Source organism: Pseudomonas duriflava, assembly GCF_007830155.1.
GTDB classification, from domain to species: domain Bacteria; phylum Pseudomonadota; class Gammaproteobacteria; order Pseudomonadales; family Pseudomonadaceae; genus Chryseomonas; species Chryseomonas duriflava.
This window is the reverse complement of sequence record NZ_VLKY01000001.1, coordinates 501,783-518,277: the sequence shown is the minus strand read 5'-3', so window position 1 is coordinate 518,277 and position 16,495 is coordinate 501,783. Positions and strand designations below refer to the sequence as shown.

Sequence of the window (16,495 nt, the reverse complement as noted above, 5' to 3'; positions counted from 1 at the left end):
AATCTTGCGATCCATCAGTCTTACAGCACAAGCACCCACACGAATTGCTTGATTCAACTTGTTAAAGAGCGGTTGGCTGAGAACCTTGTCTCAACCGAGGCGCGCATTCTACGCTAACCTCATGTTCTGTCAAGCATTTCTTTCAGATCATTTTGTCTTCCGGAAACCTTGTCAGCCTGCCAGGGCGATCTCTCGTCTTGGCAGCGGGAGGCGTATTCTACACAAACCCAGGGGCTTGTCAACCGCTACCCGCCTTCCCGGCTGGCCCGCCAGACGGACCTGCCTGCTAGACTAATTAGATAAGCCATTGATTTACAAGGATTTTTCCAACCACCCCAGCAGGGAAGTGGACGCATTATAGGCCCCTCAGGCAGGACGTCAAGCGTTATCTAGGATTATTGCATCCGAGAATAAGAGACTTCATTTCAGCTACTGCTTGTTTAAAGCCAACAAATAAGGCATGCGCAACTATCGCATGACCAATATTAAATTCGTTCACACCTGGAATACAGGCAACCGGCTCTACATTATGATAATGAAGACCATGGCCTGCGTTGACGATTAACCCTCTAGACACACCAAACTCAACACCGCTTCGTATCCGCTGCAGTTCTAAAGCTGACTCTTCCTTTATGCGAGCATCTGCGTAACGCCCTGTATGCAGCTCCACCACGGGCGCCCCTACACGTACGGCAGCTTCAAGCTGCTGCTCGTCTGGGTCGATGAATAAAGAAACCTCACACCCTACCGCTGTCAATTTGCGCACTGCTTCCTTGATACGTGCCTCTTGCCCGATTACGTCTAATCCGCCTTCAGTTGTTAGCTCTTCACGACGCTCAGGAACTAGGCACACATGCTCAGGACGAACCTTAGCAGCAAACTCGAGCATGGCAGGAGTAATGGCAACTTCCAAATTCATGCGAGTCTGGAGAGCTTCTTTAAAAATGAGAACATCGCGCTCCTGTATATGACGACGATCCTCACGCAAGTGCAACGTAATGCCATCAGCACCTGCTTCTTCTGCATCTAAAGCAGCCTTGAGAGGATCAGGGTATCGAGTACCCCGCGCTTGGCGTAACGTAGCAACGTGATCAATATTCACACCCAGTAGAGGGCGACGAATAGTCGTCATGGTAATTTCTCACTTAAAAAATAGTTCACGGCTAACAAGAGGCTTTCCATCTAGCAAAGGCGCATAGGCCTGACGCATCAAACGCTTTGCTGCCTTTAGCGTATCTGGCGTATTCCAATCAGCACGCGCTAAAGAGAGTAATTCACTTCCATGAAATGCTCCTGGCTGGTATTGAATTATAAGCTCAAGCCCTTCATCCGGAACAAAACGATATATCCCTGACGGATCTATGGAATTACCCTGATTGTCTACTTCCAGAGAAAATCCATACCCCAACTCATCCAACAGCGACCATTCGAAAGTACGTAATGGCGGCTCTATAGAGGAGCCACTACTCAAAGAATGAAGCGTAGCGGCATATTGATGAAATACAGCAGGATGAGGGTCTTCAGGCAAAAGAAGACGCACCACTAGCTCATTAAGGTATAGGCCGCTAAACAGCGCATCCCCTTTTAAAAGTACAGGCGGGGACAACGGCTCCATTCTACTGACTGACTTTAACTCAGTGCGGCCACGCAACTCGCATTCGAATAACTGGAAAGGACGCACCTGGCTACCTAACCGATTACGGGCAGCTCGGTATACAACTCGAAACCTTCCTCGAAGCGAAAAGAGATCGATTAACAAACTACTTTCCCGATAAGGACGAGTATGTAGAACGAAAACTTGCTCAGGCTCGTGCATCAAATATCTGCATAGCCCAAGGAGCGAAGCGCACGCTCATCATCAGACCACCCGCTTCTAACCTTAACCCATAAATTCAACATTACTTTTGAATCGAATAGGGTTTCCATGTCTTTTCGTGCTTCTTGCCCAATGCGCTTGATTCGATCACCCGCATTGCCAATAAGGATCTTCTTTTGACCATCACGCTCAACCAGAATCAAAGCATGAATATGCAACACACGCCCTTCCTGCTTGAACTCTTCGATCTCTACAGCAACTTGATAAGGCAACTCAGCACCTAATTGGCGCATGATTTTTTCACGCACCAGCTCTGCCGCTAAGAAGCGGCTGCTACGATCCGTAATTTGCTCTTCTGGAAAAAAGTGTTCGCTTTCCGGCAAGCGTTCGGCAACAAGAGCTTCAAGCGCTAAAAGATTAGTACCATGTTGAGCCGAGATAGGAATAATTTCTGCTGCAGGCAGCTGCTCTGCCAACCATTTTAATTGAGGAAGCAGTTCGCTCTTGTCTTCCAGACGGTCAGTCTTATTTACCGCGACGATGATTGGATTGGAAAGATGCTTTAAACGATCAAGCACCATATCGTCCTCTTCCGTCCAGCGAGTGCGATCAACAACAAAAATAATTACATCAACGTCTTTCAAAGCGGCAGAAGCCGTTTTGTTCATATAACGATTGAGTGCTTTTTGATTTTCCTTATGCATACCAGGCGTATCGACATAAACCGCCTGGACACTTCCTTCAGTTTTGATACCTAGCAAAGTATGGCGAGTTGTTTGAGGCTTGCGTGAAGTAATAGCTAGCTTTTGCCCAAGGATGTGGTTTAGCAAAGTGGATTTGCCTACATTCGGACGGCCGACAATAGCTACATAACCGCAACGGGTCGCTTCATCATTCATGGCCATTCTCCACGCCAAGGGCAATAAGGGCAGCTGTGGCCGCAATTTGTTCTGCGATGCGTCGACTTGGACCTTGACCGCTAGTTTTTTCACTCAGCATCGAGACTTCGCACTCTACGAAAAATACTCGACAGTGAGGCTCTCCTTCGATCGCCACGACTTCATAACGAGGTAAATCACAAGCACGCGCCTGTAAGAACTCCTGAAGACGCGTTTTAGGATCCTTGTTGGTATCGACTGGCGTTAACTCACGAAGTTGCGGGCCTAGCCACGCCATAATGCGATCGCGAGCTGCAGTCATTCCAGTATCTAGATAGATAGCACCAATCAGCGCTTCCATAGCATCAGCCAAAATAGACTCTCGCCTGAAACCACCGCTTTTAAGTTCCCCAGAGCCCAGGCGCAAATAATCACCCAGCTCAAAGGTACGGGCCAGTACAGCTAGGGTTTCCCCTTTAACCAAACGCGCCCTCAAACGAGAAAGCTGCCCCTCTCGAGCTTGAGGAAAGTGCTGATACAAGGCTTCGCCAATAATAAAGTTCAGGATGGCATCTCCCAAGAACTCTAACCGCTCATTATTCTTACTGGCAAAACTACGATGTGTGAGAGCCAGGGTCATCAGACCCTGATCATGAAAGGTATAACCGAGCCGACGCTCGAGACGATCTAACGATGGGTTCACGGGATACTTATACGAAAGTCACGTTCGAAGTGAACCACAAGATCAATATTGCGAATCAAGGGCTCACGCTTTTCATAGTCAAGATGAACGAGGAAATGGTTATTTTCCGCTTTCACCTGCATGGCTTTGCTTAAATCAATATCGTTAATGTTATTAACCTGCATACCTTTCCTGACGTAAGCATAAACCTCAGGTATGGTACGGATACCTATAGCCTGCTCGTTTTCGACGGAAGAAATTATTTTCGTCATCGCTTGGTAGTCAAAGTAATGAGGAATTAACTTAAAGGCCGTACTTGCTACAAAAGCCACTACACACAACAGTAGCAGCCAACTAAGGAATGAAAGTCCCTTTTGCTTTTGCGACACATGCATGACGCAGTTTCCTGGCTAGTGAATAAGACCCACACGAGAAAGGGTTGGCAGATGACTCATCTTCGGGTCAGGCCAACTCATCCAGACGGCAAACGCCTTACCTACGATATTCTTATCAGGAACCATTCCTAACAGATCATGAGGAATACCCGGATCACTCCAGTAACGACTGTCGTTTGAGTTATCTCGATTATCGCCCATCATAAAGTAATTCCCAGCGGGAACTGTCCATTCATTATTTGCCGGCATGTTATAGCGGGTCATTTCCTCACGAATCGTATGTTCAATCTCACCAAGCTTTTCATTGTAAAGCCTAGCGCTACCTAATGAGCCAGGCTCTTCACCGATTAAACGCTTGGATACCAGCTGTCCATTGATAAAGAGCTGCTTGTCTGAGGTATAACGAATCGTATCGCCTGGAATACCGACAACACGCTTGATGTAGTTAATAGAAGGATCGCTTGGATAGCGGAACACCATGACATCGCCACGCTGAGGATCACTGACCGGAATAATTTTTGTGTCAATGACAGGCAATCGAATTCCGTAAGCAAATTTGTTTACCAGAATAAAATCGCCTACCTCTAATGTTGGCTTCATAGAGCCCGATGGAATCTGAAATGGCTCTACCAGAAAGGAGCGCAGGATTAGCACAATGGCAAGTACGGGAAAAAATGATTTACCGTACTCAACCAATAAAGGCTCTTTTCTCAAATTATCCAAAGCAATCGGATCGGGCTCAGTAACCTGCCCCTGATACGCCGCAATTCGCATTCGACGGCGAGGCGCCAGAAAAATAAGGTCGAACAGTGCCAATCCGCCGCACACTGCAACAGCAACGACCAAAAGCAAAGGAAAATTGAATGACATAGGTCAGCTATCCACTTTAAGTACGGCCAGGAACGCTTCTTGAGGAATCTCCACGCTGCCAACCTGTTTCATACGCTTCTTACCCGCTTTTTGCTTTTCCAACAGCTTGCGCTTACGCGAAACGTCACCACCGTAACACTTAGCCAGAACATTCTTACGAAGCGCTTTTACTGTAGTTCGTGCAACAATCTGACCGCCAATCGCCGCCTGGATGGCCACATCAAACATCTGGCGAGGAATCAGCTCTTTCATTTTCTCGGTTAGTGCACGCCCTTTATGGTGAGCCTTGTCCCGATGAACGATCAATGCCAAGGCATCAACCTTCTCTCCGTTAATCAGTACATCCAGCTTTACGAGATTAGCTGTTTCAAAGCGATCGAAGCTGTAATCCAGCGAGGCATACCCACGACTGACTGATTTCAAACGATCAAAGAAATCTAAAACCACTTCATTCATGGGCAGGTCATAACTCACCTGCACCTGACTACTCAAAAACTGCATATCCCTCTGGACGCCACGCTTTTCGATACACAGCGTGATGACGTTACCCAAATGCTCTTGAGGCACAAGGATATTGGCACGCACAATGGGCTCTCGCATTTCAGCGATTGAAGCAAGATCAGGAAGCTTCGATGGGTTGTCGACATATACGGTCTCACCACTTTTCAGCACCACTTCGAACACTACCGTAGGTGCAGTCGTGATCAGATCAAGATCATATTCCCGCTCGAGCCGCTCCTGAATGATTTCCATATGGAGCATGCCCAGGAATCCGCAGCGGAAACCAAAACCCAATGCCTCAGAACTTTCAGGCTCGTATTGGAGCGAAGCATCGTTTAGTGTCAGTTTTTGAAGAGCCTCACGAAAGTCTTCGAAATCATCAGAGCTCACTGGGAACAAGCCAGCATACACCTGAGGTTTGACCTTCTGAAAACCAGGTAACATTTCCACATCGGGCGTAGTGGACAAGGTCAAGGTATCGCCAACCGGGGCGCCCAGGATCTCTTTAATGCCCGCGATGATGAAGCCTACTTCACCCGCCTTAAGATCCTTCATTTCAGTATGCTTCGGCGTAAAGACGCCAACGCTGTCAACTTGGTGCGTCTTGCCAGTCGACTTGACAAGAATCTTGTCGCCCTTCTTCACCCGGCCATGCTTAACCCGCACTAAAGAAACGACACCTAAATAATTATCGAACCAGGAATCAATAATCAAAGCTTGAAGAGGTGCTTCGATCTCTCCCTCTGGCGGCGGAATGACTGTGACGAGACGCTCAAGCACATCGGTAACACCCATACCGCTTTTAGCACTACAGGCTACAGCATCTGTCGCATCAATCCCGATAATGTGCTCGATCTCAGCCTTTACCCGCTCTGGTTCTGCTTGAGGCAAATCCATCTTATTGAGCACAGGCATTACTTCCAGACCTTGCTCGATTGCCGTATAGCAGTTAGCTACCGACTGAGCCTCAACTCCTTGAGCTGCATCAACGACAAGTAAAGCACCCTCACAAGCTGCCAGAGAGCGGCTGACTTCATAGGTAAAGTCGACATGCCCCGGAGTATCAATGAAGTTCAATTGATACGTTTTACCATCCTGGGCCTTGTAGTGCAGCGTAACGCTATGAGCCTTAATGGTAATTCCACGCTCGCGCTCGAGATCCATGGAGTCTAAAACCTGGGCCTCCATTTCACGATCAGAAAGACCGCCGCACATGTGAATGAATCGATCGGCCAACGTCGACTTGCCGTGGTCGATATGGGCGATGATGGAAAAGTTACGGATATGACTGAGGTCACTCACGGATCAACACTCGAAAGGCCAGCAGCGGAATGCCCGCCGGAAAAAATAGCCTGGGAGTTTACCCGATAGCATTCAAGCCCGTCACGCATGGACTTGGCTTAAACGATGGAGCGGAGCAAAAAGCTCCGCTCCATGAATACTATTCAGGAAGCTTGAAGGTTATAAAGCTTGCACGTCCATCTCGCATTACACGCATAGAGATCGACCGATTGCGGGGCAAATCTTTTACAGCCTCTTGGAACTGACGCGCAGAACCGACAGCCTGATTATTCAAATGAGTAATAATATCTCCAGGACGAAGACCAATGAGCGCTGCCGGCCCATCAGACACCTGCCTGATTACAACACCACTTTGAATATCGAGACTCTTTTTCTGTTCAGCTGTTAGGTCTGCCACAGAAATACCCAAACGATTACTACTACGCTCAGCATTTGAGCCTGAAGATGCTGCAATAGAATCATCGTCAGGCATATTACCTACCTTAACGGAAATAGTCTTTCGTGCCCCCTCACGAACGATATTCATTTCAACCGTACTGTCCGGCTTCAAATTACCAATAAGATGCGGCAAATCCGCTGACTCAATAATAGGCTGGTTATTTACCGAAAGAATAACATCGCCTACTTTAAGCCCTCCCTTAGCCGCCGGCCCATTCTCCAGCACTTGAGCAATCAATGCTCCTGCAGGCCGCTCAAGACCAAAGGACTCTGCAAGATCCTTATCAACCTCCTGAATAACTACGCCCAGCCAGCCCCGTGTAACCTTTCCGTCAGTACGTAACTGATTGGCGACATTCATAGCGACGTCAATTGGAATAGCAAACGACAAGCCCATGAAGCCACCTGAGCGTGTAAAGATCTGGGAATTAATCCCAACAACTTCACCATTCAAGTTAAAAAGCGGCCCGCCTGAATTACCTGGATTGATAGCTACGTCTGTCTGAATAAAGGGAACGTAGTTTTCATTGGGTAGGCTTCTACCTTTAGCACTGACGATACCTGCAGTAGCCGAATGATCAAACCCAAAAGGCGAGCCGATAGCTAACACCCACTCCCCAACTTTTAGTCTTTCAGAACTACCCAACTTAACAGTAGGCAAATTCTTGGCATCGATCTTCAGCAAAGCCACATCTGTACGTGGGTCAGCACCTATCAGCTTGGCCGTATGGTCACTTCTGTCCGAAAGACGCACCATGATCTCATCAGCATCAGCAACCACATGGTTATTGGTAAGCACATAGCCATCCGCCGAAATAATGAAACCAGAGCCCAGCGACTGCGCTTCCCGCTGACGACTACCAGGCCCCTGGGGCATCTGAGGAATACTGCGCTCAAAAAATTCACGAATGCCAGGGGGCAAACCCTCTAAATCCGGCATGGACATAGCCCCACCTCGACTGGCAGGTAGATTTTGCCGAGTACTGATATTAACAACAGCCGGACTGGCAGATTCTACCAAAGGTGTGAAATCAGGAAGATCTGCATGGGCCATTAAAGACACGCCCAATGTCCATACTGCCAGCATGGCTGCCAGATAAGGTTTGAATATTCGCATGTAAAGTACAGCTCCCGTTTTTTGCAGGGGATGAACAGTCGCAATAAATTAACGGCAGTAACCGCCGACAAGAGTCGTTGTTACTCTTCCCATATCATTGAGCGGGTAAGAGCAAGCAGATTAAATACCATAGATCGGCTGAACAGTTCCTGATACGGGCATCCTAAGGCGAAGCAATGATTCTGCTGATGCCCCTTATCATCCTTCCATCCTGCTACAGCACAGCCCCGCTCTGCTCTGCTCTGCTCTGCTCTGCTCTGCTCTAAGCCAACAGCATGATTAAGACGCCAACGCTTACAACACCAGCACGGAAGTTAAATCACCTCGAGAAAATATAGGCCTTTCCTTTAATCAGGACGTACAGCCAAAGCAATTCTCTCTGCAGCCCCTAAGGGGATTTCGCCTACCACAGTAATTAATGTGTCTTTATTGGAAGGATTAATCCGCTTGGATACGACACTAGTCGGGCCGAACTGGTTTCGAGTGTCTGTTACTACGCCTTTACTGTCCGGATCTACAAAAACGGAAAAAGAACTTAAACCGTCACTATAGAGCAAGTATTGTACAGAGTGCCCACCTGTGCGAGGCGCCCAACTCTTTTGTGACCGAACAAGTTCATAGCCAGCAGGCAACCATGAGACCATCCATGTTGAGGGAGGAACATCGGATGCAACCGGATTCGACTCATTTACCGGCATGCATTTCTGCTGAGGCTTGAGGGCGGCATTATCAGGAATGGCAGTTGAAAACGATACGTACTGAAGACGCTCTACTGGATCGCCTTTTTGATCGAACGTAGTGGACTGGAGTATTTGACCGCTCTGCTTGCCCACGTGAAATTCATAGGCATAACGATATTGGTCTTTCGGTACTAGAGCGATGATGTCAGTAGGAAGGTCGGCCACACGTGACTCACCAACATGCTTTACGACATAACCCTGCTCAATTTGCCTAGCCGTTAATGAGCGAGACAACTTTTTCGAAAAACCAACTTCATTGCCTTCAAGACGGGAATTACAAAGAAGCTGGTCATTCTCCCATATTACTTCATAAGGAGAACCATCTAGCTGATAGATTCGCTCCCGGCTATCTCCATCCTTTTCGACCTTTCTTACCACCTTATGAGAAGTAAGTTGACCATTACTTACATAGACGAAGATACCCTGGGAGCTAATGCGCTTACTGGCAGAAAGAACTCTTTCTAACCAATTATCTCCATTAGCGGCTTGAACCGATTGTATTATCAGAAACAAGCCGCCCATTCCACAGACTACTGGAGCAAAACGCATGCGCTTCCTTACTAAGTATTAACGATCTTCTACGCTAGCACCACGCGCATACGGAAGCGCTGTTCCATCAACACTATTAAACGTAGCTTGTTGTGCATGTTGACGAATGTAATCAGGCATCTGAGCGTTACTATCAACTGTAGAAGCTGTAGTTGAAACATCTACACTCTTAGAGCCTTCTTCACTATAGTTAGCCAAAACAGCTGGGCTCTGAACCTGAGGAACAGTAATAGGTGCTGGCGTTTGCTGAGCCAACTGGCCTGCTCCATTGCTATCCTGGTTATACAAACGAACCCCTGCCAACACGGCAACAGTTACTGAAGCGGCAACTGCTACGCGACTTAGCCCGTTCCAGCGACTAACTTTTGGCTTTGCCGCTTGAGCAACTACAGGTGTTTCTTCATTTTCCAACGCCGCGGACACTGCAGCAGCAATGTCAAGCTTAGGCATTACTGGTTCGTTACGAATAACAGCACGTGCCATGACATAACGCGACCAGGTAGCACGCAATTCAGCGTCTTGATCCGTTGCAGCCAATACACGTCTGACTTCCAATTCGTCCGCTTCGTTATCCATAACAGCGGACAGTGATTCCAGCAGAGCTTCACGATTCATATCAACCTCTCTCATAGCTGTCGCCGCTGTCTCATGCTTCTCGCAACAAAGGTTGCAAGGCTTTATCGATGGCTTCTCGCGCACGGAAAATCCGTGAACGAACTGTACCCACTGGACACTGCATAACGTTTGCAATGTCCTCATAACTAAGACCTTCAAATTCACGTAAAGTTAGAGCTGTACGCAAATCTTCTGGCAATTGCTGAATGGTTCGATGCACAGTACTTTCAATTTCATCGCGCAGCAAAGACCGCTCAGGGGACTCGATATCTTTAAGAGCATGGTCGCCCTCATAAAACTCTGCATCTTCAGCACTAACGTCGCTATCTGGAGGACGGCGGCCACGTGCAACAAGATGGTTCTTTGCGGTGTTTATTGCGATCCGATAGAGCCACGTATAAAAAGCACTATCACCACGAAAATTCCCTAACGCACGATAAGCTTTTATAAAGGCTTCCTGCGCTACATCCTGAGCTTCTTGGGCATCATGCACAAAACGCACGATCAACCCTAAAATCTTGTGCTGATACTTCAGCACCAGGAGATCGAAGGCCCGCTTATCGCCTCGCTGCACGCGCTCGACAAGCTGCTGGTCTTGTTCCTGGGTTTGCATGGGAGCTCCTCGTTGGTTCTGAAGGAGACCCGCTTCGCCCTTCTCATCCTGTTGATTGGATAGACCCGGACGCTGCGTAAAAGTTCTCCCCACGGCAGATATTGAGCGGACATTGTTTTCCATCCGCTGCTCAGTGAGTCGATCATCGTTGATCGGCTCCCGCTGAGACTTAGTCGCAGTCATTCCACTATTCATACTGTCGGCCACTCTTTTGCTGTCCGTGTGGAAAATTATCCTTACATTGACGGCCATGGCCCCTATAAAGTTCCTTCCTCCGTAGAATGAGACGCCATTACGGTGCAATCGTACAAGCAAACCAAGAAAAATGAGACATCCCATGGGCCAACACGTTGAGCATGACGTTCTTATCATTGGCAGCGGGGCTGCCGGCCTTACACTCGCGCTAACACTGCCAACACATTTGCGTATTGCGGTATTGAGTAAAGGCGATCTTTCCAACGGCTCGACGTATTGGGCCCAGGGCGGTGTCGCCGCTGTGCTCGATGAGCACGATACGGTGGATGCGCATGTCAAGGATACGCTGGTTGCCGGAGCTGGATTATGCAACGAACAGGCGGTTCGCTTCACTATCGAGCATAGCCGCGAAGCCATAGAGTGGCTGATTGATCTTGGCGTACCGTTCACACGCAACGCGGCCACTGGTAACGCAGGTTCAACACTACACCTAACCCGGGAGGGTGGACATAGCCATCGACGTATCATTCACGCTGCAGATGCGACAGGGGCAGCCATTTTCACCTCGCTACTTACACAAGCCAAGCTGCGCCCCAATATACAATTACTTCCACAGCAGGTAGCAATCGACCTAATAACGACACAAAAACTAGGAGCCCCAGGTGACCGCTGCTTAGGTGCGTACGTTTTGAACCGGAATACCGGTGAAGTAGACACTCATGGAGCACGCTTTACTGTGCTAGCCACAGGAGGCGCTAGTAAGGTTTACCTATATAGCAGCAACCAAGAAAGCGCCTGTGGTGACGGTATTGCCATGGCATGGCGTGCAGGCTGCCGCGTAGCAAACATGGAATTCAATCAATTTCATCCCACCTGCCTTTATCACCCCCATGCCCGGAACTTTCTAATTACAGAGGCCCTTCGAGGCGAGGGTGCACTCTTAAAGTTACCTAGCGGCGAACGCTTTATGCCGCGTTTCGACGAGCGAGCCGAACTGGCTCCCCGCGACATTGTAGCCCGGGCCATCGATCATGAAATGAAACGTCTTGGCATTCCTCATGTGTATTTAGATATCAGTCACAAGCCTGCCGACTTCATCAAAACCCATTTCCCCACCGTTTATGAACGCTGCCTCAGCCTTGGTATAAACATCTGCCAAGAGCCCATACCGGTTGTACCAGCAGCACATTACACGTGCGGAGGCGTATGGGTAGACAGTGCTGGGCGTACAGACCTGACAGGTTTATACGCTATTGGTGAGACGAGCTTTACCGGGCTTCACGGTGCCAACCGCATGGCAAGCAACTCTCTACTAGAGTGCTTCGTCTATGCCCGCTCGGCTGCCGCAGATATCGCTACATCTGCCGAATATCTGGAGAAGCCATCCGCGCTTCCTAGCTGGGATGCCAGCCAAGTCACCGACTCAGACGAAGACGTTATCATTGCCCATAACTGGGACGAGTTGCGCCGCTTCATGTGGGACTATGTAGGTATCGTACGAACAGACAAGCGATTGCTACGTGCCTTCAATCGAATAGAGCTTCTGTCTAAAGAGATCGATGAGTTCTACAGCAACTACAAGGTGAGCCGCGACCTGATTGAGCTGAGAAATCTAGCGCAGGTGGCTGAACTGATCATTCGGTCTGCTATGGCGCGCAAGGAGAGCCGAGGTCTGCACTTTACCTTGGATTACCCTAAAATATTGAATCACGCTCAGGATACTATTCTGGTACCGCCCAGCGCTGACGAGCGAACCTGAGACGCAGGCGAAGGCGCCGGTGATGCTCCGGCGCCAAAGCATCCGCAGGAATACAGACAGAACGTGTCCAATGCTGCCCTGGGTAGCGATATCGCAAGATAATCAATAGCGGCAGCGCCATACTGTCCCTGTGTAGGCGAACCGGCTGCCAGCCTTGCTGCGGCGACCATAAATGCCACCCTTCAGCATCATGCCTAACTCTCCGAGGCGACTGTTCATTGCGAAACAGAATACCGTTAGGAACATACCAACCCGCATGCACCATGCAAAACAGTGTTCCTACGATGGACAGCCAAACAGGAATAGCCGCTAGCCACAAGCCGACTAGGGCCAGAGCAAACATTACTGTGTAGGCAATAAACAATCGAGGCGAGTGCCGCCATGAGCACTCGAAAGGCTCAATCCGGCTGGACACGATCCAGAATCATCCGAACTATGCGCTTGAGATCCCTATCTTCCGGCTCGCCACGCTGCATGAACCAGCCGAACATATCTTGATCTTCACAACTGAGCAGTTTCCGATATCGGGCCTGATCTGCTTCATCCAATGAGGGATAGACCTCCTGAACAAAGGGTACGAGTAATACGTCCAGCTCAAGCATGCCGCGGCGGCTGTGCCAGAAGAGTCGCTTGAGTTCGATTTCGTCAGTCATGGTGGCTCCTCGAAAAGTAGCAGCATTATAGGCAAGAGTTCGAGGAATGTTCAGTGCCTTCAGGGAAAGCCATCTACTATCGGCACTGACAAGATTTTTTCTGCGTTCTATGATGAGGGTTCATTTTCATTATCTGCGATTCCACATGGTCGATTCCCTTTTCTTTTGTACGTTGAGCCACGAGGGCGTTTTGTCCATACGTGGCGCCGATGCCAGTAAGTTCTTACAAGGACAGGTAACCTGCAATCTCAACTACCTAAGCCGTGAGACCAGTACGCTGGGGGCTCGCTGTACGCCCAAGGGACGCATGGTCTCGAGCTTTCGCCTAGTGCAGGAGGAAGATGGCCTACTCATGGCACTGGCTCGCGAACTTGTCGAGCCGCAGCTGGCCGACTTGAAAAAATATGCTGTCTTTTCAAAGTCGGTTTTAGCTGACGAGAGCACATCCTGGATACGCTTTGGCGCAAGTGCTGAAACAGTTCGCCAAGCGTGGCCAGCCCTCGACGTGCCAGAGCAGACCAACCGTGTAGCCTATCTTGAAGAATTGAAAATTGTTCGTTTGAGCGGTGAACGCGTTGAGCTTTGGGCTCCACAGGAGCATGCCTCCTCAGTTCGTGACCGCTTAACTAAGGTGACGGAAGAGGCACCACTTGAGCGCTGGCTTCTAGAGCAGATACGCGCTGGGGTCGGCCAAGTGTTCGGGCCGACACGGGAATTGTTCATTCCTCAAATGATCAACCTTCAGGCAGTTGACGGGGTCAGCTTCAAGAAAGGTTGCTATACCGGCCAGGAAATCGTGGCGCGCATGCAGTACCTGGGAAAACTCAAGCGCCGCCTGTTCCGCCTGAGCGTACATAGTGATGCGCCCGAGCCCGGTACGGCGTTGTTCTCTCCAGTACATACTACTAGTGTGGGTGAGGTTGTCCTGGCTGCGCATGCCGGTGACATGACGGAATTGCTCGCCGTACTGCAACTGGATGCGCAGGAAGACGGCCGTATCCACTTAGGTGCACTTGAAGGGCCGCTCTGTGAGCTACTGGATTTGCCTTATACCATCGACACCGATCGCGAGATCCAGCGCTGATGTACCGATTTGCATATGATTCAAGGAAAAGACGATGACACGGCTTGCAGATAAGGTGGCGCAAGAATTGATAGAAGCCATCGACAATGACCGATTGGTTCTACCAACATTGCCGGAAATCGCCTTACGCGTTCGCGAGGTAGCGGAAGATCCTAATGTAAATATTGCCGAGATGAGTAAAGTCATCTCTACAGATACCGCCCTGACGGCACGGATAGTCAAAGTAGTTAATAGCCCTTTGTTGCGGATTGCAACAGAGATTACCGATTTGCATACGGCTGTGTGCCGACTGGGTATTAATTACACGTGTAACTTAGCTATTGGCCTGGCTATGGAGCAGATGTTTCAAGCCACAACCGATGTCGTAGATCGCAAGATGCGTGAGGTCTGGAGTCAAAGCACAGAAATTGCCGGTATCAGCCATGTCCTTTGTCGACACTTCACGCCTCTACAGCCCGATCAGGCTACATTAGCCGGCTTGGTTCACCAGATCGGCATATTGCCTATTCTGACTTTCGCTGAAGAGAACGACGCGCTGCTAGCCGATTCCATCAGTCTTGATCGGGTTATCGAGCAGATCCACCCGATGATTGGTCGACGCATTCTAGAAACCTGGGACTTTCAGGATTCAATCGCCTGCGTTCCTGAGGAATACCTGAACTTCGAGCGTAACTCACCAAAGGTTGACTATGCAGATATTGTGCAAGTCGCTTACTTGCAGAGCCATGCCGGCACGGAGCACCCCTGCACCCGCCTGGACTGGTCACGTATCGTTTCCTTTAGCAAATTAGGTTTCGATCCACAGACCGATATTGAGTCCGATGAGGATCTCAGCCTGGCACTTGAGCAATCGAAACAACTACTACAATAAGGCTCAGTCCACCACAAGGCGCTCATCCGGAAAGGTAACCCTAACTCGTAACCCTCCGGCTGAGCCGTCATACAACGCAATAGACGCCTGATGGGCTCGGCAGATCTCTCCTACAATGGCCAAACCCAATCCTGCTCCATTACGCTGTGGGTCCAAGCGCTGAAACCGTTCGAATACTCGCGCGCGGGCCTCCGGAGGAATGCCCGGACCATCGTCCTCAACCTCTAAAAGGCATGGCGACATGACCCGAATAATGACATTTCCCCCTTTGGGCGTATGCGCTAAAGCATTGTCGATCAGATTCGATAGCAGCTCGTTAAGTAGCGTGGGTTCACCTTTCACCCATACCTCCTGGTCAGCCTCCAAAGCCAGGGCCACGCCTCGCATATACGCTAAGGGCGCCAGGGCCAAGCCCAGCTCGCGCGCCAGAACGCCCAGCTCGATACGCTCGGCGCCACCTTCTGCAATGGCCTGCGCACCGCTTTCGATACGTGCCAGAGACAAAAGTTGATTAGCTAAATGAGCGAGCCGGTTAGTATTTTGCTGGGCCTCCAGCAAGGTTGTACGCCATTCAGCAGGTTCTTGCTCACGCAACCCTAGCTCAATACGCGCCTTGAGGGCTGCTAATGGAGTACGCAGCTCATGGGCTGCATCGGCAATAAAATGTGATTGCCGTTCGAATAACGTACGCAAACGTACGGTAAATTGATTAAGCGCACTGACCAGAGGAAACAACTCCCGCTGGATAGTAACCGGGGGCAGCGGTCTCAAATCATCAGGCTGGCGCTCTTCCACAGCCGCCCTAAGCCGCTCCAAAGGACGTAGGGCTGCACTAACCACCCACCAGACTAACGTCAGAGCCCCTACAGCAAGCAGACACAAACGCAAGAGTGTATCCGCAAGCAGGCTGCGCGCCATGGCCTCCCGAGACTGCTCTGTCTCTGCCACGCGAATTTCAGCCATTCCCAGCATAGAAGGTTCGCTGACCGGCTGCTGCAGACTGACCACACGCACGCTCTGACCGCGATAATCCCCATCGTAAAAACGTGCCAGGGCTGGATAATCATGTGTGAGGGGCGTCTCGGCAGGCGGCGAAGGCAAGTCTTCATAGCCTGAAATGAGGTGGCCATTTATATCCAGTACCTGATAATAGATGCGTCCAACGTTGTCGGACGCAAACGTATCAAGGGCAATGTAAGGCACATCGGCTCGCAGGGTACCGTCTGCGGCATGCAACCCGGCGGCAATGGTTCGCGCCGAGGCTAGTAAAGTGCGGTCATAGGCAGTATCGGCAACGCGCCTACCATTGAAGTAGGCGCTCAAGCTACTGACGGCCAACAATAGCGCCAACAGTATGGCCAACCGCCGCAGCAAGCGGCCCCGTAAACTCCCTGTAACAATGATCCCACTGACCGGC

At 49.9% G+C, this 16,495-nt stretch carries 17 protein-coding genes; 3 read left to right on the top strand and 14 right to left on the bottom strand.

Annotated elements, in window-relative coordinates; genetic code table 11:
• Positions 1 to 385 precede the first annotated feature (385 nt).
• From pdxJ to rpoE, 11 genes are all read right to left on the bottom strand, one after another.
• Positions 386 to 1,132, bottom strand: coding sequence for a pyridoxine 5'-phosphate synthase (pdxJ, locus tag IQ22_RS02445; protein WP_145137491.1), 747 nt, complete (start codon positions 1,130 to 1,132; stop codon positions 386 to 388).
• A gap of 9 nt (positions 1,133 to 1,141) precedes the next feature.
• Positions 1,142 to 1,816, bottom strand: coding sequence for a DNA repair protein RecO (recO, locus tag IQ22_RS02440; RefSeq protein ID WP_145137488.1), 675 nt, complete (start codon positions 1,814 to 1,816; stop codon positions 1,142 to 1,144).
• Positions 1,816 to 2,715, bottom strand: a complete 900-nt coding sequence (era, locus tag IQ22_RS02435) for a GTPase Era (RefSeq protein ID WP_145137485.1) — start codon at positions 2,713 to 2,715, stop codon at positions 1,816 to 1,818. The genes recO and era overlap by 1 nt, the downstream gene beginning before the upstream one ends.
• A complete protein-coding gene (rnc, locus tag IQ22_RS02430; protein WP_145137482.1) occupies positions 2,708 to 3,397 on the bottom strand; it encodes a ribonuclease III in 690 nt (229 codons plus the stop codon). The genes era and rnc overlap by 8 nt, the downstream gene beginning before the upstream one ends.
• Positions 3,394 to 3,771 (bottom strand): DUF4845 domain-containing protein, encoded by a 378-nt coding sequence (locus IQ22_RS02425; RefSeq protein ID WP_145137479.1) that lies wholly within the window; start codon positions 3,769 to 3,771, stop codon positions 3,394 to 3,396. The genes rnc and IQ22_RS02425 overlap by 4 nt, the downstream gene beginning before the upstream one ends.
• Before the next feature lie 15 nt (positions 3,772 to 3,786).
• Complete coding sequence (gene lepB, locus IQ22_RS02420; RefSeq protein ID WP_145137476.1) at positions 3,787 to 4,641, bottom strand: signal peptidase I; 855 nt, start codon at positions 4,639 to 4,641, stop codon at positions 3,787 to 3,789.
• Between the two features lie 3 nt (positions 4,642 to 4,644).
• Positions 4,645 to 6,444 (bottom strand): translation elongation factor 4, encoded by a 1,800-nt coding sequence (gene lepA, locus IQ22_RS02415; RefSeq protein ID WP_145137473.1) that lies wholly within the window; start codon positions 6,442 to 6,444, stop codon positions 4,645 to 4,647.
• Between the two features lie 139 nt (positions 6,445 to 6,583).
• A complete protein-coding gene (locus IQ22_RS02410) occupies positions 6,584 to 7,999 on the bottom strand; it encodes a DegQ family serine endoprotease (RefSeq protein WP_145137471.1) in 1,416 nt (471 codons plus the stop codon).
• 347 nt (positions 8,000 to 8,346) lie between these two features.
• On the bottom strand, positions 8,347 to 9,288 hold the full coding sequence (locus IQ22_RS02405) for a MucB/RseB C-terminal domain-containing protein (protein ID WP_145137468.1): 942 nt from the start codon (positions 9,286 to 9,288) through the stop codon (positions 8,347 to 8,349).
• 18 nt (positions 9,289 to 9,306) lie between these two features.
• On the bottom strand, positions 9,307 to 9,903 hold the full coding sequence (locus tag IQ22_RS02400) for a sigma-E factor negative regulatory protein (RefSeq protein WP_145137466.1): 597 nt from the start codon (positions 9,901 to 9,903) through the stop codon (positions 9,307 to 9,309).
• 31 nt (positions 9,904 to 9,934) lie between these two features.
• Positions 9,935 to 10,516, bottom strand: a complete 582-nt coding sequence (gene rpoE / locus IQ22_RS02395) for an RNA polymerase sigma factor RpoE/AlgU (protein ID WP_145137597.1) — start codon at positions 10,514 to 10,516, stop codon at positions 9,935 to 9,937.
• Positions 10,517 to 10,853: 337 nt separating this feature from the next.
• Between rpoE and nadB the strand changes: the two genes are divergently transcribed.
• A complete protein-coding gene (nadB, locus tag IQ22_RS02390; protein ID WP_145137463.1) occupies positions 10,854 to 12,470 on the top strand; it encodes an L-aspartate oxidase in 1,617 nt (538 codons plus the stop codon).
• Here the strand turns inward: nadB and IQ22_RS23915 are convergent.
• Both IQ22_RS23915 and IQ22_RS02380 read right to left on the bottom strand, forming a co-directional pair.
• Positions 12,433 to 12,813, bottom strand: a complete 381-nt coding sequence (locus IQ22_RS23915; RefSeq protein WP_342212444.1) for a protein YgfX — start codon at positions 12,811 to 12,813, stop codon at positions 12,433 to 12,435. The two genes, nadB and IQ22_RS23915, sit on opposite strands and share 38 nt — an antisense overlap.
• Positions 12,814 to 12,868: 55 nt before the next feature.
• Complete coding sequence (locus tag IQ22_RS02380) at positions 12,869 to 13,123, bottom strand: FAD assembly factor SdhE (RefSeq protein WP_145137458.1); 255 nt, start codon at positions 13,121 to 13,123, stop codon at positions 12,869 to 12,871.
• Positions 13,124 to 13,268: 145 nt separating this feature from the next.
• On the opposite strand from IQ22_RS02380, the gene ygfZ reads away from it, so the two are divergent.
• Positions 13,269 to 14,207, top strand: a complete 939-nt coding sequence (gene ygfZ, locus IQ22_RS02375) for a CAF17-like 4Fe-4S cluster assembly/insertion protein YgfZ (protein ID WP_145137455.1) — start codon at positions 13,269 to 13,271, stop codon at positions 14,205 to 14,207.
• 34 nt (positions 14,208 to 14,241) lie between these two features.
• Positions 14,242 to 15,078 carry an HDOD domain-containing protein gene (locus IQ22_RS02370; protein WP_145137452.1) on the top strand — a complete coding sequence of 279 codons (837 nt, stop codon included), beginning with the start codon at positions 14,242 to 14,244 and terminating at the stop codon, positions 15,076 to 15,078.
• A 3-nt stretch (positions 15,079 to 15,081) separates the two neighbouring features.
• Here the strand turns inward: IQ22_RS02370 and IQ22_RS02365 are convergent, their stop codons facing one another.
• Positions 15,082 to 16,482, bottom strand: a complete 1,401-nt coding sequence (locus IQ22_RS02365; protein ID WP_145137594.1) for a sensor histidine kinase — start codon at positions 16,480 to 16,482, stop codon at positions 15,082 to 15,084.
• Between the last annotated feature and the right edge of the window lie 13 nt (positions 16,483 to 16,495).